This window comes from Methylotuvimicrobium sp. KM1, assembly GCF_044788715.1.
Classification (GTDB): Bacteria; Pseudomonadota; Gammaproteobacteria; order Methylococcales; family Methylomonadaceae; genus Methylotuvimicrobium.
In genome coordinates, this window is the sequence record NZ_CP173170.1 from 2076209 (window position 1) to 2095099 (window position 18891).

Annotated in this window: 16 protein-coding genes and 1 pseudogene; 12 read left to right on the forward strand and 5 right to left on the reverse strand. The window is 51.0% G+C overall.

Annotated elements, in window-relative coordinates:
- Positions 1 to 259: 259 nt before the first annotated feature.
- The 3 genes from ACINK7_RS08775 to ACINK7_RS08785 all read left to right on the forward strand — a co-directional run bounded on the left by ACINK7_RS08775 (position 260) and on the right by ACINK7_RS08785 (position 3924).
- On the forward strand, positions 260 to 1435 hold the full coding sequence (locus ACINK7_RS08775) for an OmpA family protein (RefSeq protein ID WP_404360972.1): 1176 nt from the start codon (positions 260 to 262) through the stop codon (positions 1433 to 1435).
- A 235-nt stretch (positions 1436 to 1670) separates the two neighbouring features.
- Positions 1671 to 2873, forward strand: a complete 1203-nt coding sequence (locus ACINK7_RS08780; protein WP_404360974.1) for an alpha-amylase family glycosyl hydrolase — start codon at positions 1671 to 1673, stop codon at positions 2871 to 2873.
- Positions 2860 to 3924, forward strand: coding sequence for an AI-2E family transporter (locus ACINK7_RS08785; RefSeq protein ID WP_404360975.1), 1065 nt, complete (start codon positions 2860 to 2862; stop codon positions 3922 to 3924). The genes ACINK7_RS08780 and ACINK7_RS08785 overlap by 14 nt, the downstream gene beginning before the upstream one ends.
- Positions 3925 to 4099: 175 nt before the next feature.
- Here the strand turns inward: ACINK7_RS08785 and ACINK7_RS08790 are convergent, their stop codons facing one another.
- Complete coding sequence (locus tag ACINK7_RS08790; protein WP_404360976.1) at positions 4100 to 4267, reverse strand: hypothetical protein; 168 nt, start codon at positions 4265 to 4267, stop codon at positions 4100 to 4102.
- A 338-nt stretch (positions 4268 to 4605) separates the two neighbouring features.
- Between ACINK7_RS08790 and ACINK7_RS08795 the strand changes: the two genes are divergently transcribed.
- Positions 4606 to 6597 carry a sigma 54-interacting transcriptional regulator gene (locus ACINK7_RS08795; RefSeq protein ID WP_404360977.1) on the forward strand — a complete coding sequence of 664 codons (1992 nt, stop codon included), beginning with the start codon at positions 4606 to 4608 and terminating at the stop codon, positions 6595 to 6597.
- Between the two features lie 62 nt (positions 6598 to 6659).
- Here ACINK7_RS08795 and ACINK7_RS08800 read toward each other — a convergent pair whose 3' ends face one another.
- Positions 6660 to 6800 (reverse strand): hypothetical protein, encoded by a 141-nt coding sequence (locus ACINK7_RS08800; RefSeq protein ID WP_404361428.1) that lies wholly within the window; start codon positions 6798 to 6800, stop codon positions 6660 to 6662.
- A 145-nt stretch (positions 6801 to 6945) separates the two neighbouring features.
- Between ACINK7_RS08800 and ACINK7_RS08805 the strand changes: the two genes are divergently transcribed.
- A complete protein-coding gene (locus ACINK7_RS08805; protein ID WP_404360978.1) occupies positions 6946 to 7722 on the forward strand; it encodes a carbonic anhydrase family protein in 777 nt (258 codons plus the stop codon).
- A gap of 723 nt (positions 7723 to 8445) precedes the next feature.
- Here the strand turns inward: ACINK7_RS08805 and ACINK7_RS08810 are convergent.
- The 3 genes and pseudogenes from ACINK7_RS08810 to ACINK7_RS08820 form a co-directional block, all read right to left on the reverse strand.
- Positions 8446 to 9963: a DUF1254 domain-containing protein gene (locus ACINK7_RS08810; RefSeq protein ID WP_404360979.1), complete on the reverse strand. Its 1518-nt coding sequence runs from the start codon at positions 9961 to 9963 to the stop codon at positions 8446 to 8448.
- 106 nt (positions 9964 to 10069) lie between these two features.
- Positions 10070 to 11467 (reverse strand): DUF1254 domain-containing protein, encoded by a 1398-nt coding sequence (locus ACINK7_RS08815; protein ID WP_404360980.1) that lies wholly within the window; start codon positions 11465 to 11467, stop codon positions 10070 to 10072.
- A gap of 49 nt (positions 11468 to 11516) precedes the next feature.
- Positions 11517 to 11681 (reverse strand): annotated as a pseudogene (locus tag ACINK7_RS08820) (hypothetical protein); the annotation flags it as partial.
- Positions 11682 to 12920: 1239 nt separating this feature from the next.
- On the opposite strand from ACINK7_RS08820, the gene ACINK7_RS08825 reads away from it, so the two are divergent.
- From ACINK7_RS08825 to ACINK7_RS08855, 7 genes are all read left to right on the forward strand, one after another.
- Positions 12921 to 13256: a putative quinol monooxygenase gene (locus ACINK7_RS08825; RefSeq protein WP_404360981.1), complete on the forward strand. Its 336-nt coding sequence runs from the start codon at positions 12921 to 12923 to the stop codon at positions 13254 to 13256.
- An 87-nt stretch (positions 13257 to 13343) separates the two neighbouring features.
- Positions 13344 to 13793: a cysteine rich repeat-containing protein gene (locus ACINK7_RS08830; RefSeq protein WP_404360982.1), complete on the forward strand. Its 450-nt coding sequence runs from the start codon at positions 13344 to 13346 to the stop codon at positions 13791 to 13793.
- Between the two features lie 53 nt (positions 13794 to 13846).
- Entirely contained in the window at positions 13847 to 14650 is an 804-nt protein-coding gene (locus tag ACINK7_RS08835; protein ID WP_404360983.1) for a DUF3313 family protein, read from the forward strand.
- 33 nt (positions 14651 to 14683) lie between these two features.
- Positions 14684 to 17068, forward strand: coding sequence for an arylsulfatase (locus tag ACINK7_RS08840; RefSeq protein ID WP_404360984.1), 2385 nt, complete (start codon positions 14684 to 14686; stop codon positions 17066 to 17068).
- A 67-nt stretch (positions 17069 to 17135) separates the two neighbouring features.
- Positions 17136 to 17654, forward strand: coding sequence for a hypothetical protein (locus ACINK7_RS08845; RefSeq protein ID WP_404360985.1), 519 nt, complete (start codon positions 17136 to 17138; stop codon positions 17652 to 17654).
- Positions 17655 to 17657: 3 nt separating this feature from the next.
- Complete coding sequence (locus ACINK7_RS08850) at positions 17658 to 18017, forward strand: STAS/SEC14 domain-containing protein (protein WP_404360986.1); 360 nt, start codon at positions 17658 to 17660, stop codon at positions 18015 to 18017.
- Positions 18018 to 18084: 67 nt separating this feature from the next.
- Positions 18085 to 18867 carry a hypothetical protein gene (locus tag ACINK7_RS08855; protein ID WP_404360987.1) on the forward strand — a complete coding sequence of 261 codons (783 nt, stop codon included), beginning with the start codon at positions 18085 to 18087 and terminating at the stop codon, positions 18865 to 18867.
- Positions 18868 to 18891: the final 24 nt, after the last annotated feature.

Below are 18891 nucleotides of genomic sequence, written 5' to 3' on the forward strand. Positions count from 1 at the left end.
CCGGAATTTGGCGTAGATATTTGGGTATTGACTACAATAGTCTGTACAGACACTCTTATAAGTCAATGCCCGACACCTTCTAAACATGGTTTATCTTAAAAAGAGAAGTTGGCATGTGTTGTAGACCGTTCGTGCGGAGCCAAGTCGAAGCATGAAGGGTTTACAGCACTTTCACCAGTTCGGTGAAGCCTCAATGCTCTTTTTAGGTTTATGCTGTAAACAGTTATAAATTTTTTTAAATAACCACCAGGAGTGGCAAGTGAACAAATATATGCATATCGGCACGATAATCTTAGTTTCAGTACTAACCGGATGTGCCACAAAATCCACCACCCAATTTGAAGCCTTTGAACCGGCAGATTTGAACGAACTCGTCAAAACCGGTTCGTTAGTGCAAAAAACCGATAGTTTTCTGGTTTTGAATGACTCGTCCTCGTCCATGCGTACTCGATATGAAGGAGTGGGTGATTTGAGAGGTACTAAATTCGATGTCGAGAAAAATCTGCTCAATCGTTTCAATATGTCTATCCCCGATATTCCATTGTCGTCGGCTCTAAGGAGCTTCGGGTTTGGACCTTGTCTCGACTGGGGTGCAACCAAGTTGAATCAGCCTCTGCAAACCTATTCTGCAAGTTCGTTCGATTCCTCAATCCGCTCTCTTGAATGCGCAGGAGGAGGAACACCATTGGCTAGCGCTGTTAACGCAAGCAAGCAAGACCTCACGTCGGCTCCCGGCAATATCGCAGTGATCGTATTCAGCGATGGCATGGATGAAGTTTCGCCGGTACCTGCTACCAAGGCTTTAAAAGCCAAGTATGGCGACAGACTTTGCTTCTACAGCGTTTGGGTGGGTAACAAAAAAGATGTTTCGGGTAAGAGAAATCTACTCAACATGACTAATATTGCAAAATGCGGCTTTAGCACACAGACCGAAGCGATTGCCACTCCCCAAGGCATGGCCGCTTTCGTCAAGAGAGTATTCTTTAAACCCGGAACACCCGAAGTGGTAGACAACGACGAAGATAAGGATGGCGTTGTCGATAGTAAAGATAAATGTCCCGGCACGCCAAGAGGTGCGATTGTCGACAAAGACGGTTGTTGGGCATTTCATGGTCTGTTGTTCGACTTCGACAGCGACAAAGTCAAATCTCAGTATGATCCGATGATACAAAATGCCGTCAAAGTGATGAGGCTCAATCCGAAATTGACCGTCGAGATTCAAGGCCATACCGACAGCATCGGTTCGGACGACTACAACCAAAAATTGTCGGATCGCCGAGCGAAGTCGGTTAAAAACGAACTCGTTAGACAAGGTATTGAAGGCCGTCGCATGAGCGCTGTCGGTTTTGGCGAATCACAGCCGGTTGCTTCGAATGAAACCGATGAAGGGCGAGCCTATAACCGCCGGGTGACCTATATCAGAACGGACAAATAACGAGAGAAAACCTATGATCTAAACCGTTCGCCCTTAGTTAGCTCGAAGGGTGAACGGTTTAGTGTAGTGATAAAGAGGAAAGTAATGGGCATGGAATAAATCAAGGAATTGTAGGCGCGAATTCATTCGCACTGTGCGGATAATTCCGCACCTACACCGGAAATTCATCCGCGCACTTGAGGAAGTTATTTTTGTGCAAAATCCTAAACTGTCGCCTTTATCAGAGGAGAGATTTTTGAACAACTCTCTTTATCCTTCACTTTGCCAAATCAATACTCGCGTCCGGCTCAATAGTTTGTCACGCCAAATCGGCCGCCCGGCAACGCTGGATGATATTCCCGATTCCGAACTGGATGAATTGGCGAACTTGGGATTCGACTGGATTTACTGCCTTAGCGTTCGGCAAACCGGGGCCGCAGGGCGCAAGGACTCCCGTTCCAATCCGCAATGGTTCGCCGAATATCGAGAACTGTTACCGGATTTGCAGGAAGACGATATTTGTGGATCCGGGTTTGCAATAACGGCTTATGTTCCCGGCATTCGATTGGGGGATGAAGATGCGTTGATACGCCTGTGTGACCGTCTTCGTGACAGCGGTCTAAAATTAATGCTGGATTTTGTGCCCAATCATACCGCTCCGGATCATCCTTGGGTAAAGGCATATCCGGAGTATTATGTTTCCGGTACGGAGGAACAACTTGCCGGCCAGCCGCAAAACTATATCAAATTGGACCTACCCCAAGGCCCAAGTATTCAGGCTTACGGGCGCGATCCTTATTTTGACGGTTGGCCGGATACCTTGCAGCTCAATTACGGCAATCCCGACTTGCAGGTCGCCCAGACAGAGGAATTGCTGAAAATTTCCCGGTGCTGCGACGGCTTACGCTGTGACATGGCGATGCTGGTTTTACCTGCGATTTTTGAACGGACCTGGGACATCGCCGCTGAACCCTTTTGGCCTATGGCGATTTACAAGGCGAGAGAGGAACATCCGGATTTTGTGTTCATGGCGGAAGTATACTGGGATTTGGAATGGACTCTGCAACAGCAAGGATTCGATTACATTTACGATAAGCGTCTTTACGACCGTTTACGTGAGAAACATGCGCTCCCGGTGTGGGGGTATTTCCGGGCTGATCTGGAGTATCAGAAAAAATCAGCACGTTTTTTAGAGAATCATGATGAGCTTCGTGCCGCTACGGCTTTTCCCTCACAGGTACATGAAGTCGCCGTAATTTTAACCTACTTTTGTCCCGGTTTGCGTTTCTTTCACGAAGGACAATTACAAGGATGGCAAAAGAAAATTTCCGTCCATCTCTTCCGAGGCCTAGAACAACCTTCCGATCAAGATTTGCATGCGTTTTACCGTCGCTTACTCGAAACGATTCGACATAAATACTTTCACAAGAACGGAGACATAAGAGATGCAGAACGATAGCCACTCAATCACGACTAACGACTTTACACGGAAGGCCTTGGAAACTTCTATTAAAATCGGTCTTGTGTTTCTGTTACTGGTCTGGTGTTTCAATATCGCCAAACCTTTTATAAATCCTTTGGCCTGGGGAACCATTATCGCGGTAGCGCTGTATCCGGTGCATCTGAGACTATCGCAGATATGTGGTTCGAGGGAGAAACTGTCGGCTGGCCTCATTACAACCGTGCTTTTGCTGATTATTCTCGGACCGTGTGGAATTTTAGTGACTATGCTTGGGAATGAGATGCAGGAACTGATCCAGATGCTCCATCAAGAGACATTCAGGCTGCCTCCGCTCAACGAAAAAGTGGCCAACTGGCCGTTAATCGGAAAGCCAATCTTTGGCTTTTGGCAATATGCCTCGAATCATCTCGATGAGACCGTCAGGACCTATGCGCCACAATTAAAGGAACTCGGCAAGTGGTTGTTTGCCTTGAGTGCAATGGCACTGACGGCAATCCTGCAATTGTTGGTGTCGGTGGTTATCAGCGGCTTGCTGCTTGTCAACGGCAAAAGCGGCCATCTGCTTGCTTTAAATATCGGGCGGCATATTGCCGGGCAAAAAGGCGAGGAATTGACAGGCTTATGTATCGCCACTATCCGCGGCGTGGCTCGTGGTGTCTTGGGCGTGGCATTAATCCAGGCTGTTTTGGCCGGTATGGGGTTCTTTTTTGCCGATTTGCCCGGAGCGGCCGTCCTGACAATCGTATGCCTGTTTCTTGCCATAGTGCAGTTGCCGACTTTTATTTTACTTTTCCCGAGTATTATCTATGTGTTTTCAACACACGAAACAACGACAGCAAGTTTGTTTGCGGTGTGGATGTTGGGAGTGGGCCTGTTGGATAATATACTGAAGCCTCTGTTGATGGGACGCGGTCTAGATCTACCGATGTCTGTCGTGTTCATTGGCGCTATAGGGGGCATGCTGTTTTCAGGAATTATCGGGCTATTCGTCGGCGCGGTTGTCCTGGCTGTGGGTTATAAATTATTTCTTTCCTGGTTGCAGGATTAGCGCTTGAAGACTTCCTCTCTTCGGCATCCTCAATGATAACTTTAATATCCCCGAACTGTGATTATTGCTAATTTAACCTTAAATAAGGTTAAAAGGCCTTGATGAACAACCTAACGTTCATGAAAGCCAGGCAATCGCCCCGGCAAATGAAAGTGCGAGAATGGAAAGGGCGCGGTCACTCGCCCGACAGGACGCCGTGAATACATCCTTGTAGGCTCGACGGCGGAATCTGATTGCCATGGATGGCATGAATGCAGATTTTGCAGGAGCAAAAATCTGCCCTGCCGCCGACGCCTGTCGATCGAACAACCGCACCCTTTTCGGAACCGGCATTGTTTTGCATATCGAAAAATTAGATAAAGAGTCCAGATCTAAGAACTTTTACAGTAACGTGATTTCACTTAGGGTTCTAGTCTAGTTCTGCAAACGAAATCGACAAGCTACTGTTTGTTTATCGTTCTCGGCAAGCCAAGCTTGATTCTTAGCCGTTATTGCGGACTATCCAACATGGGAGAGACTTACTTTGCGGACTAGGCTAATGACTTCAGTGACACTTATGTTGATAAACATGCGTTGAAGCGATGGGATCAAAATAAGGCTTGCGCGTTCTTCCGAACACAAGTACAAATAAACAATAAGGTTATTATCTTGGTCAACTGATCGACGCACTCGCATTTTTGCATGGACAATTCTAAAAACAACAATCCGCTGAGCACGCTAGAAAAGCAACTTCACTTTCAATCGTTGCTGGCGGAGCTTTCGGCCACATTCGTACGCGTGCCGGTGGACAAGATCGACCAAGAGATCAACGATAGCTTGCGCCGGATTGCCGAAAATCTCGATATCGATCATATCGGATTGGGCTTAATCACGGCGGACAGTCAAGATATTTTTTCTAAATACAACTATGCCAAACCCTGCACCAAGCCATGGTTGGCGGAATCTCTGATGTCCGAAGGTCCATTGTTGACTCAAACCCTCTTGGCGGGTAAATCCTTCGTCATGAACGATGTGGACGCGCTGCCGCCCGAATGGTCTAAAGAACGGGAAGGGTTTCTCAATTATGGGATAAGAGCCGACTTAGTATTTCCTTTCATCGTTGGCGGTCGCTTAACCGGCGGCATCGGCTTTGCTTCGGCTCGACCTAGACAATGGTCCGCCGATGTCGTGCAAGGTCTCAAGTTGATCTCCGATGTCTTCTCCAATGTGCTGGAACGAAAGTTCGCCGTACAAGCACTCCAACAAAGAGAGGAACAAATGCGATTGGCTGCCGATGCCGCCGACATCGGTCTTTGGGTTTGGAATATTCCGGAGGATACGATCTGGGCTACCGATAGAGCGCGGGAAATTTATGGTTTACCTATTGGCGATAAGCTGAACATGGAACGTTTTTTCCAATGTCTTCATTCCGACGATAAAGAGCGTGTCAGAGAGACCGTGCAACTTACATTGCAGGGTGGAAATGGTTTTAGGGAAGAATATCGAGTAGTACATCCGGACGGCAGTGAACACTGGATTTGCGCGACCGGAAGATACCAACTCGGCGCCACAGAACAACCTGATCGGTTGATGGGGGCTAGTCTGAACATAACCGAGATTCGTCGCACCAAGCATGAACTTGAGCGGAGCAATGCCGAACTCAAAACGGCCCTTGAGAAAATTAGCGATCTTAAAGACCAAATTCAGCAAGAGAACATTTATTTGCGCCACGAAATATCGGAGCGGCAGGGATTAAGTCAATTAATAAGCGGCAGCGCTGAAATGCGGCGCATTTTATCGGAGATTCAGCAAGTGGCTGCCACGCCCGCTACCGTTCTGATCATCGGTGAAACAGGAACAGGTAAAGAGTTGTTGGCGACCGCGATTCACGAAGCCAGCCCGCGAAAACACAGGACGATGATCCGGGTGAACTGTGCGGCGATTCCGGCTGCGCTGATGGAGAGCGAGCTCTTCGGGCGGGAAAAAGGCGCCTATACCGGGGCGCTTTCCAAGCAAATCGGACGTTTCGAATTGGCCGACGGTTCGACGCTCTTTCTCGACGAAATCGGCGAGTTGCCGCCGGATGCTCAGGCCAAGCTATTGAGAGTTTTGCAGGAAAAAGAGATTGAACGCTTGGGCAACCCTAATACGATCAAAGTGGACGTGCGGGTGATCGCCGCGACGAATCGAAATCTTAATCAGGAAGTGGAAGAGGGGCGTTTTCGTGAGGATCTCTTTTATCGGCTGAATGTTTTTCCTGTTCATGTGCCGCCTCTTCGTGAAAGGCGCGAAGACATTCCCCGCTTGGCCGAAGCCTTCATCAAAGAAATTGCAACGACAATGGATAAATCGATCGATAAGATAGCCAAATCCAGCTTGCAGGCTCTCTGCAGCTACGATTGGCCGGGTAATATACGCGAGTTGCGAAATGTCATTGAACGAGCGGTCATTCTTGCTAAAGGACCCTCCCTAAAAATCGATCTGCCAACCGACTCCAGGGCTGAAGCGGGTTGCGCGAGAACCAACCTGGCATCGCTGGAGCAGATCGAACGTGATCATATCACTCGAGTCCTGAATGCCTGTGGTTGGAGGGTCCGTGGGAAAGCCGGCGCGGCTGCCATTCTCGGCCTTAAACCCTCCACTCTTGAAAGTCGTATGAACAAACACGGCATTCGCCGTCCGACTGCTGTTTAAACCTCGTTTCCGGTTGCTTAAAAAACTTGCCGAGCCGCAAGAATGTAAAAATACAGGCGCGGTTATCTATCCCGCTCTTGGCATTGATACGAGCGCCCGTCGTTCTGAGACGGGGTCAAGTCTTGCGAGGCGCATAATTGTTCGAAGGCTTTTTTCTTGTCCGGGTCGATCAGAACAGTCAGTCGTGCGGTTTTAACTTCAATGGTTTCTTTCGGATTTAACTTATGATAATTAAATTATAATGCATTGAATACAATACGATTTGACACAACCTAAACCCTCAAGGAAGAACTTCATGCGTATAAAACCGGCACTATCAACAATTTATCAAATCGGAATGAGGTCACCATGCCCTTACTAAAACAGCCATTGAAACTATCCCTGGTAGCGGCAATTACTTTATTGGCAAGCGCCTGTGCTATCGACAGTCATCAGACTACGACCGACTGTACCGAAATTCGTGAAAAAACCTACTATGCGCTACCGGGCCTCGATCACGGACATATCCAATCTCCGATCAACATCTTGACCGCCGAAGTCGGCGAAAGTAGTCGGCATCGCATCACGCTGCACTTTCAGGATCACTTACGCGCAGTCGAAAACCTCGGACATACCGTTCAGGTCGATTTCATACCGGGTAGCACAATTGAAAGCGATGGCAAAATCTATACGTTTCGACAACTGCATTTTCATACGCCTTCCGAGCATTTGCTCGACGGCGTAACGTTTCCGATGGAAATGCATATCGTTAATTACGCGCCGCCGTTTGATGAGACAGACATGCCGCACTACCTGGTCATTGGCGTGCTGTTTAAGATGGGCAAGAAAAATGCGTTCATTCAGGAAGTATTAGACAGCATTCCCGATCATGAACACGAGACGACCTACATCAAGCACGACTCGATTCGTCTAAAGGATGTGTTCATGGAAAATAGCGACAGAGAATTCAATAACTTCTATTACTACAAAGGCTCGTTGACCACGCCACCCTATACCGAGTCGGTCAACTGGTTCGTGCTTAAGCACATCATCGAAGCCTCCCCCGAGCAGATAGCGACGATCAATCGTATCGAAGGCAACAATGCGCGGCACATCCAACAAAAACACGGCAGAGCAATTGAATGACAAACATTCATGATCCGCAGTCATCTGAAACTATCTCAACCAACTTGCGCGAAAACATCACTCACGCCATCCCTGATGTTCGAGCTGCCGTCAAGCCCTCATGGACGAGTTCACCCCGCACCTAAATTCCATAGTCCATTGGCTAGATTCACTACCCAGGATAATTTAGGTGCTGGGTTCATGGCGGTCCTCGATAGACACATCCCATAACTTTTCCTGATTAGCAAGTTTCTTCAGCTAAAGCCCAAAGATTAGCATATCCCTAGCAGGACGGGGTTCGTAAGCCATGCGTGTCAAGCTAAAAACGGCCAACCCACATCACGCTCTTTCCCAAGCTCCAGCTTGGGAAAGACACCCCGGAAGCTCCCCCTTCGACAAGGCTCTCCTGAGCGCAGCCGAAGGGCTCAGGGCAAGAGCTTCCTGAGACCGACACAACCTCCGCACATTCTCAATCAACCCCGGCTCGCTCGTTCAACCTTTCTTGATTGTCGGGAAGCTAGAGCTTCCTGAACAGGTTACCCAAGCTGGAGCTTGGGTAACAGCATATTGTAGTTTTTGCGACTACGACTGGCCCATGCTCGGACACTTGGCTTCGGCAAGCTGAAGTATCTTGCTAATCAGGTAACTTTTTAGTCTTAGACGGTTTTCAATCAAGGGGGAGTAAGTTCGCGGTTTTGGTTGGCTCTTTCGATAGCCTCGGCACGCCATTTGTCACGGATACTCTTACTGTAATTCGAACTCGCCCGGCTTCCAGATCTTGTCGAACCAGCTCTTCTCGGGCCCATACAGGCGCAGTAGCACACTCCAACCCCTACCGGGAACGGTCTGGACCCAATTGTTTTCATGCCCCTTGGGGGCCGTCGGGCCAAACCAGACATCCACCGAACCATCGGCATTGATGACGATGTCCTTGTTTTTGCTGCCTATGCTTGGGAACTGCTGGTCGGTTTGCAGCATCGAGCGGCTCTGGTTGTCATACACGACGAAGGACCAGAAGTCCTTGGCCGGAATGTTCGGTGGCAGCTGGATCTTGTAGGTCTTCCCACCGTCCAGCGCCTTACCCTCGGAATCGGTGGTCGCCATGACGTACTGCGAGCCGATGCCCACCATTTCAATCGCCATCGCCGGCGTGACGCCGGTGTAGTTGTAGTGGAACAGGACGCGTGCGGCCAGGTTGCGCACGCCCGGTTGTGAGAGGAACTGGTAGCTGCCGCCGACAAAAGGGAAGAACCATGCGCTGTTCGGATGGAGGTATGCGTCCTTCATCCGGGGCTTGAAGGCGATGGTACGCGCGGTGGCATTGCCCACGGCCACGGCTTCGGTGAGTGTCTTCTTGAGTTTTTCGTCCGGATTGAAGGGCTTGCCCTTGTCGATGCCGATGGTGGCGAGCATGCCCAGGATTTCCGGGCTGTAGGCCTCATTCGGCTCTGCCTGGACGATCTCATTGATGTCCTCGAAGAAACTGAAGTCATTGCCGCCGATGGTATTGAAAGCCTTGCCGGAAACATTGATGAACCTCATCGCCGGCGGGCTGTTGGTGTCGGCCAGCGGGTAGACCTTGGCGAATTTCCTGGTGTTCTCGACCGCAGTCACGGTGCTGCCGTCCTTGATGAATCCACGCCAGAAATACAGGTTCTGGTAAGTGCGGGAGCGCAACACGAAGTAACCCTCCGGTACCTCGCCCTTGAAGCCGGGTGGTAGCAGCAGGTATTTACCGCCCTTGCCTTTGTCAGGCCCGGCATTGCCGATATCACCTACGTATTGGAACCAGTGGTCGTTGACGATGCCCAGGACATCGGGTGGCGACTCGATCACCAGCGGGCCGTCCTTCAGGTCCAGCCACATCATGCTGTAGATGCTGTCGGTGTTGGGGGTGAGGAACAGCGACTTGGAGTCCATCAGTTGCTCCATGATCAAAACCGTCTGGTTGTCACCGCCCTGGCTCTTGATGCCTCGGCCGGCCGCGTGGACCGACGCTCCCGGCAAAGCGTAGAGGAAAGCTTCCACGCCATGCATGAAGTCCAGATACTCATAGAGCGTTTCGGCCGTGGTGTCGGTCGGGTAGCCTTGCGGAAATTCGAGGATGCCGAGCCGGCTTTCGATCTTTGCGGGCGTCGTGATCGACTCCGGGATCGGGGTCGCCATCTTCATCATCTTCACCTTCGGGCTCGTCGTCGTACATCCGCTTGTAGCCAGCAGCAGCCCGGTCATGACGGCGGTGGCGCGGGGGAACGTTTTCATGGGGCTAATCCTGGTGTGTGCTTTGGCTTGTGTGCGTGTATTTAGGCTGCCCCGGATGGCTCTCCATCCGGGGCAGTGTAATGTATGGGCGATGACCCGACCCGTTTCACTCCGCCTTCATCAGCTTTGGCTGGGTCCACGAACCATCCAGCGCGGATTCTTTCGGCCAGTAAAGGCGCATGTAGGTAGCGAAAGGCCCTTTCGGCGCGGGCAGCCAGTTCGATTCCTTGTCCTTGCCGGGCGATTCGTTCTGGATGTAGAGGGTGAGCCCGCCATCGGCGTCTTTTTTCATGTTCGGCAGCATCGGTGAGTTGATGAGGTAACGGTTAATTGGATTGGCCACCAACAAGCTTTGCGGCAAGTTATACATCGTCAGCGACCAGAAGGCGTTGACCGGCGGGTATTCGCCCGGGGCAAAGCGCAGCGTGTAGCGATCGGTGCCGCTGAGTGCCTTGCCCTCGCTGTCCACGCGATAGACTGGATACATGGCTTCCTCTTTGGCATTGCCGTAGATGCCAATTGTGCCGAGCCAGCGGTTCAAGTAATTGTCCTTCAGGAATTCGCGGGAGCCGAAGACATCACCGGAAGTGATCTTCCCTTCGGTCAGCTCTTTTACGCCACCGGCAAAAGCTTTCCAGGCATCGGCGCGGCCCTGCTCGATCGCGGTCTTCATTTCAGGCGAGAGCCTGGCGGGGTCGAACGTCATGCCGCCACCGATGCCAATCTGGGCGAAGCGTTCCCTTAGAGCCACCTCGCTCGGTACCGCCGGGCTGTAGCCCAGTACGAAGTTCATGATGTTGAAGAATTCTAGCGACGTCTTCTGCTCGTTCTGGGTGATTGGCTTGATGAAATCCACAGTCGGTGCGGCCGGCGGAGGCGTTGTTCCCAGGAAAGCGGACAGTGGCTGCATCTTGTACTGGGCCTGGATCTTCTCGACCTTGCCGATGTCGGCAGGATCGAACAACTGCGTGCGCAACACGACAACACCGAAGTCTGTATCAGAGACGTACACCTTCTTGATGCCTTTGGGCGTCTCGCCTTTCCAGCCCGGCCCAACCACCATGAAATTGCCAGCATCATTGCCAGTGGTTCTCGACCCGGCGTAGCCGACAATAAACGTATAAGCATCCCAGATCTGAATGGAATAGTACCGCTCTTTCTCGATCGCCGGCACAGAAATCACGATTGGCTCGGCACGCAAATCCAGACCCGCCCAGGAATACGGTGTGTCCGAATTGGGTGTCTGCACCGCAGTATCGGCCGGCGTGAAGACTCGGTTAATGTTCTTGATGTGGTTCCAGGGTGCCTTGAAATTGGGATCGTTCTTGTCCACGTAGTAGGCGTACTGGGCACGGTAGTTGTCCACCATCGGGTAGCCGTAGATGTACGCATCCTTGGCAATGGCACGGGCCTCGGCCGCTGTTAAGTCGCTCGCCTGCGCCAGCGGAGCCAGGACGAACGCGGCTGCCATCACGATGGTCGTGGAGATATGTCGAATTTTCATCCGTTTTGGTACCTCGGGTTATGATTGGGAGCACAAGATAGTATAAGCGCTAACTGGGCGGCGTCTCGCGTCCCACATGCCCAGTTGGTGTTGTGAACTTCTTCTCGAACTCTCGGATAAGACGTTCAGTTGCAGTGCACGAAGGCTGTACAGGCTCATTGGGTTCGGAGCGACCAAGAGCAAGGCCGACGCCCATGATTGCGCCGGTGAGCGCACCGCAGGTTCCTCATGTGCGACCCATGCCACCGCCCTTTGGCAGAAGCTCGGACTCAACGCTTTGTGCATCGGCGAGAGTGAGCACGACACTTTCCGCACAATAGAGGCTGGAGGCGAAAGAGTCCTCGGCAGACCTACGAACGTTCAGGACAAACTCAGATTTCACGAGTGGCTCCAGTGCGATATGAGAAATGGTTACGGGTTGAATAAGGAGCGCGTGAGCGTCTGTCTTGATTCGATTGATGGCGATGAGTTAATCGTAGCAGTGAGTTTATCAAGGCTTGCGCTCCTTATTCGATCCGATGGCTCTGCGGAGCGGAGTTATCAAGTTATTATCCAGACGAGGCTAGCATAGGCTTTTATAAATCCAGTTGTCAAGAATGAGCCTCAGTACCTGATTTTCTAAGCGGTTTAATCTACATTTTTTGCATGTTAAACAGACAGGGATATCTCCATGCTCACTCTACCCAAAGATTTATCACAAAAATTTACCTGATTATCAAGATGCTTCAGCTTGCCGAAGCCAAGTGTCCGAGCAAGGGCCAGTCTTAGTCGCAAAAACTAAAATATGCTGTTACCCAAGCTCCAGCTTGGGTAACCTGTTCAGGAAGCTCTAGCTTCCCGACAATCAAGAAAGATTGAACGAGCGAGCGAGTCGGGGTTGATTGAGAGTGAGCGGAGGTTATGTCAGTCTCAGGAAGCTCTTGCCGTGAGCCCTTCGGCTGCGCTCAGGAGAGCCTTGTCGAAGGGGGAGCTTCCGAGGTGTTTTTCCTAAGCTGGAGCTTGGGAAAGAGCGTGATGTGGGTTGGCCGTTTTTAGCTTGACACGCATGGCTTACGAACCCCGTCCTGCTAGGGATATGCTGATCTTTGGGCTTTAGCTGAAGAAACTTTCTAATCAGGAAAATTTAACGATTTACTGGCTGAAAAATCGTTTCCAGATGAGTTCAGAGCTTGCTATTTAAAATGGCTACGTTTTTTGTTGTTCTTCGCGGTACTGGTCATTAGGTTGCCTGATTCGGGCAAAGTCTTCTTGCATTGTGCAGGCAACAAAACGCTGATGATTTTCAAGTTTTGATGGTTAATATCGGGTAATCTCCGATATTTCGTGTTTTGGTTGTTTAAGCGTAGATAGCTTCCCGCTCAGTCAGTTAACTAATAGTCTGTTTTATAAGAGGTTTATATGGTTGACACCAATATTGTCCTTAATGGCACAGGATGTGCCTTTAAATTCAGATATGATCGAATTCCATATCACCCTCAAGACACCGTCCAATAAAAGCCGGCCAGTGATCGAAGCACTTCAAGTGCTCGCCAAAAAGGCGCGCGCCGAATCCGGTTGTATTGCGGTCGAGGTTTATAAGACCGTTGGTTTTCCATGCCGCATAGGTTATCAAGAAACCTGGGCCACGGAAGAGGCCTTACGCAGCATGATCGCATCGCATCATTTTAGTCAACTGGCTTCACTGATGGAACTATCGATCGAACCGCCCAAATGTGAATTTAGGTTTATAAGCGTTATTCACGGCCTTGAATTTGCCTCCAAGGTTAGAAATTGCTCCGTATACGATTAGGCCATTCCAACTAATGACGCTAAACCTAAATTGTTGCATATCATTTTTTCAACGAACTAATTCAACACAATTCAAGGATAAGTCCCTATGAAATTTAAACAGACGACCCTGACAATGGCTCTGATAATGACCTTGTCGATCAACGCTTGTGCGGCAAACAATAAGAAGGATATCGAATCCTCAGAGATGGCGGAGAAAGGACCGGTGGAGATTTTTATGCAAGGTTGCAGCACCGAATTGGAGACCTACTGTAAAAACGTGACGCCTGGCGACAATCGTTTGCTGGCTTGCATCTATGCGCACAGCGACAAACTCTCGGGCCGCTGCGAATTCGCCCTCTATGAAGCCTCCGCGCAATTAGAGCGTGCCATCGCTTCGCTCCGTTATGCGGTCTCGGAATGTGCTGATGACCTCGAAAAATACTGCGCCGATGTAGAGGTCGGTGAAGGTCGGTTGCTGGCTTGTCTCGACAGCAACGAAAAGTCGGTCAGCACCCGCTGCAAACAAGCGTTGAAAGATGTTGGATTGAATCAATGAATTTATTGAAGGGTAACTTCGAAATGATTTTTAACGTGCCTCGTTGAATGGTTATGAACAACAAAATAACTCTACCTAAATCGCCTATGAAAAGCTCCATTCTTTATTCGTTAGTCATGATCCTGGCTCTAACGATAACCGGGTGCTCGAGCGTTCGAACCGGTACCAACCAAGCTAAATCTTTAGTCGTCGAACCTGCGCCCGATGCAGGCTTCATCGAAAATCCCGAACGCCAAGTCAAACGCATCGATTTGCCGTTTCAGAAGGTATGGATCAAACCCGGTTTCGACAAGAATACATATCATGAGCTTGTCGTCGCCCCAGTCAACACACAATACATGCAGGAAATGGACTGGCTGCATCAACTGAGTTCGGCAAACTATATCAGCGATGTGAAAGCCGATATCGAAGAACTGGCGCAGTATTTTCGTAGCCGGGTAATCAAACAATTCAGAGAAGATCCACGCCGTCGTTTCCGACTCATCGAGCATGCGAGTCAACACAGTCAACCGGCGCTACGGCTTGAACTCGCTTTGATACAAATCGATCCCTCACAGCCTGTGCTTCACGCACTCGGCTGGCTGCAAATGGGGGGTGGAACGGCCGCCGGAGTCATCAATCAGCGCCGCGCCGCTTTCGAAGGTCGTCTGCGCGACTTGCAGACCGGCGAGGTGGTCGCGACGTTTGCCGACCGCGACATGCAGGATGCAGGCCCTCTAGATTTGACTCGCTTGACTTGGTACGGTCCTGCGAAGGGCATTATGGACCGCTGGGCTGAACAGTTCGTGAAAATCGCGAATCGGAAACCGGGCGAGTCGGTGACCGACTCCACGCCGTTTACGTTGAGACCTTTTTAAACGCATACCGCACCATGAAATTAGGATATACCCATGAAAAAACATGAAATAACGGTAGCCGTTCTAACATTGTTAATCGCCGGCTGCAATGAATTATCTCTTTCCAAAAATTCGACCGCGACTCAAACCGAATCGTCGGCAGTTAACGGCGACGATCGAACGGTGCTGCCGATTCCCGAACCGAAACGGCCTATATACAAAGAGTTGGACGTTCGTAATGCCGTGCCTCCGCCCCGCTTCGAAGTCAAGCCGCCGGAAGGCGCGCCGAATGTGCTTTTGGTATTGATCGACGATCTCGGCTTCGCCGGTGCGAGCAGTTTCGGCGGCCCTGTCGGCACGCCTACCTTCGACCAAATCGCCAATGAAGGGTTGAAATACAATAATTTTCACACCACCGCCGTTTGTTCGCCGACCCGCGCTGCCTTAAAAAGCGGGCGCAATCATCACGTCAACAACATGGGCGCCATTATCGAGACCGGCACCGCCTTTCCCGGCAACACCGGTCAGATCCCGAACGAAGTCGCACCGCTCGCAGAAATGTTGCGTCTGAACGGTTACAGTACCGGCGCCTTCGGCAAGTGGCATGAATTGGCAGCTTGGGAAGCGAGTATTTCTGGCCCGTTCGACCGCTGGCCGACTCGGCAGGGTTTCGACAAGTTTTACGGATTTCTGGGCGGAGAGACCAACCAGTGGGCGCCGTTCATCTATGACGGCGTTCATCAGGTCGAACTGCCCGACGATCCCAATTATCACTTCCTGACCGACATGACCGACCAAGCGGTTGCCTGGATCAAGTATCAGAATGCTCTGACACCGGACAAACCGTTCTTCACCTACTATGCGCCGGGTGCCGTGCATGCGCCGCATCATGTACCGCAAGAATGGATAGCCCGCTGGAAGGGTAAGTTCGATCAGGGTTGGGACAAGTTGAGAGAAGAGATTTTGGCTCGCCAAATTGCCAGCGGCATCGTTCCCGAAGGTACCGAACTGGCACCTAAGCCCGAGGCCATTCCGGACTGGGAGACGCTGTCGGACGACGAGAAACGCTTGTTCACGCGCCAAGCCGAGGTGTTCGCCGCTTTCGTCGAAATGACCGACCATGAAATTGGTCGCGTCATCAAAGCCATCGAAGAAACCGGCCAGAGCGACAACACCTTGGTCATTTTCGTGTACGGCGACAACGGCACCAGCGCCGAGGGCGGCCGCAACGGCATGTTCAGCGAGATGACCTATTTCAACAGCGTGCAGGAAACGGTGCCGGATATGCTCAAATTTCTGGATAAATGGGGCGGCCCCGAGACTTATCCGCACATGGCGGCAGGCTGGGCCGTGGCCTTCGATACCCCCTATCAGTGGACCAAGCAAGTCGCCTCCGATCACGGCGGCACCAAGGTCAGTATGGCTATCCGGTGGCCGAAAGGCATCAAGTCAAAAGGCGGGTTGCGTACTCAATTTCATCATGTGATCGACGTTGCTCCGACCATCTTAGAGGCCGCCGGCCTGCCGGAGCCAAAAGTCGTCAACGGCGTGCCTCAGCGCCCAATGGATGGGGTCAGCATGGTTTACAGTTTCGATGACGCCAATGCGAAGGATCGGCACGTCAGCCAATATTTCGAGATGTTCGGCAATCGAGCCATGTATCACGACGGCTGGTTCGCCAGAACCATCCATAGGGCACCTTGGGAACGCGAGCCACGCCGCCCGCTCGTCGAGGATATCTGGGAGCTCTACAATACCCGTAGCGATTTCAGTCTCGTGAGCGACCTGGCGCAGGCCCATCCGGACAAATTGGCCGAGTTACAGAAGCTATTCATCGCCGAGGCCGAGAAGAATCATGCGCTGCCGATTGACGACCGGGTGCTTGAACGCGTGAACGCGGAATTGGTCGGCCGTCCCGATCTTATGGGCGGACGTACCTCGATGACATTGGCCGAGGGCATGACCGGTATGTCGGAAAATGTCTTTTTGAATATCAAAAACAAGTCCAAGACCATTATTGCCAACATCGAAGTGCCGCAAAGCGGAGCCAACGGCGCCATCCTCGTGCAAGGCGGCCGTTTCGGCGGCTGGGCATTGTACGTCAAGGACGGCGTGCCGGCTTACGACTACAACTTCCTAGGGCTGCAGCGCTTCACGATCGCTTCGAACCAAAAGCTCAAACCGGGCAAATCGACGATTCGCTTCGAGTTTGCCTACGACGGCGGCGGTTTGGGCAAAGGCGGACTGGGTACTCTGTTCGTGAATGACGAGAAAGTCGGCGAAGGGCGCATCGAACGCACTCAGCCGATGATTTTCTCGGCGGATGAAACTGCCGATGTCGGTATCGATTTGGCAACGCCCGTCGTAGAAACGATCGGATCGGAAGCAAAATCGCGTTTTACCGGACATATCCCGAAAGTCATGGTTCAGGTGAACTGAGGAGGTTTTTGAAACCGAATGAGATGGAAATGATGCAATCTTTTTCAATCGTTTAAAAGAGCAAAACATGAAATTACTATCGACGCTGAAACAAGAGATTAAGGAAGTGGGTTTGGTCACCCTCTATTTTTTCTTGTGTTTCCTTGTCATGTTGACATTGAAAAAGTTATTGCTGGCTGACTATCACATCGAAGTTCATGCTCTTTCAACGGCGGTCGTCAGCGCGCTTATCGTCGCAAAACTCGTGATCATTCTCGATAAGACGCCTGCCGGAAACCGTTTCGACGCAAGCCACCCATTGGGAATAGCTGCTTTATATAAGACGTTGGTTTATATGCTGATTACGTTCATAGTCTTATTCATGGAAAAACTTTTTCATGCTTACCGTGAGGTCGGCATATTCGGCCAATCCGTCATCTATGTCTGGGAGCATAAGGATCGCAATATCATGCTAGCCAAAGTCATCGTTATCGGTTTGATGTTTTTGGGTTACCACCTCTACGCCGGACTCGACCGCTGCCTGGGAAAGGGACGTCTTCGCCGGCTTGTGACCGAATCGCCAAATATTACGGGGAAGGAGGATTAAGCGATGTCTCACGAAATAATAAAAATCGATGGCGATCTGATAACCGTTCATATTCGAGAGATCATGCGCCTGGCCGATCAGAAAGCCCTGCAGGACGTGGCTCGTGATTTTATCGAACGAGGTTTCTATCCGAAGGTATTGGTCATCATCGAAGACTTCGAGGGTTGGGAGAAGTCTGAGGAGTGGGGCGAGGATGATTTTTTGCTGGAGCATGGAAACGAGATCCTCAAGATTTCGATCGTGGCCGAGGAGCGCTGGAAAGAGCGGCTTTTGATGTACGTCGGCAAGGGTTTGCGCGCCACCGAAATTGAATTTTTTGCACCTTCCTCTTTGAAGGAGGCCGAGCTATGGTTGCGCACCTGAGTCGTTCTGATCCTACCTATCAAGGAAAAAGACCGTCATTTTCGGTGTTTCCGCGGTGGAGAGTTGAATGATCGTCTTCACTTATCTCAACGTATTGTGTTCGCTCGCCTTATTCATTGGTATGTTGCTCGTTTTTGTGATCGGAAGGCGAATGGGATTCACATCATCGACGGTAGAATACAAAGGAGACAAGTCTTCGTCCGGCTTATTGGACGGCGCGGTGTTCGGGCTAATGGGGCTGCTAATCGCCTTCACTTTTCATGGCGCTTCTTCTCGATTGGATCATCGCCGGGAATTGGTCATGGAAGAGGCGAATGCGATGGGTACCGTCTATCTTCGTCTGGATTTGTTATCGGCTGAAAGCCAACCGGCTCTGAAAAGCTTGTTTAGAAACTATCTCGATTCGCGTATCGAAGTCTATCGATTACTTCCCGATCTCGAAGCGGCGGAAGCCGAGTTGGAAAGAACCGGGGATCTGCAAACGCTAATCTGGTCGCAGGCGGTCAAAGCTTGCGAAACGACGGGATCGGTTCCGGCAACGACGCTACTGCTGGCGGCCTTGAATCAAATGTTCGATATCGCTGAATACCGTGATTCGACATCGCGGTTCATGCATCCGCCAATGATCATTTTTATGATGCTGTTTGTCTTAGCGTTGATGAGTTCGCTGTTGGCGGGTTACGTGACCGGCAGCAATCAGGACCGCAATTGGGTCCATGCGATAGGCTTCACCGTGATCATGTCGATTACGGTCTATGTGATACTGGACATCGAATATCCCCGTGCCGGTTTGATCCGCGTCGACTCGGTGGATCGGATTCTAATGGATCTTAGGGAAGACATGAAATGAATCGGAAGGTCGCCAAGCGGTCGA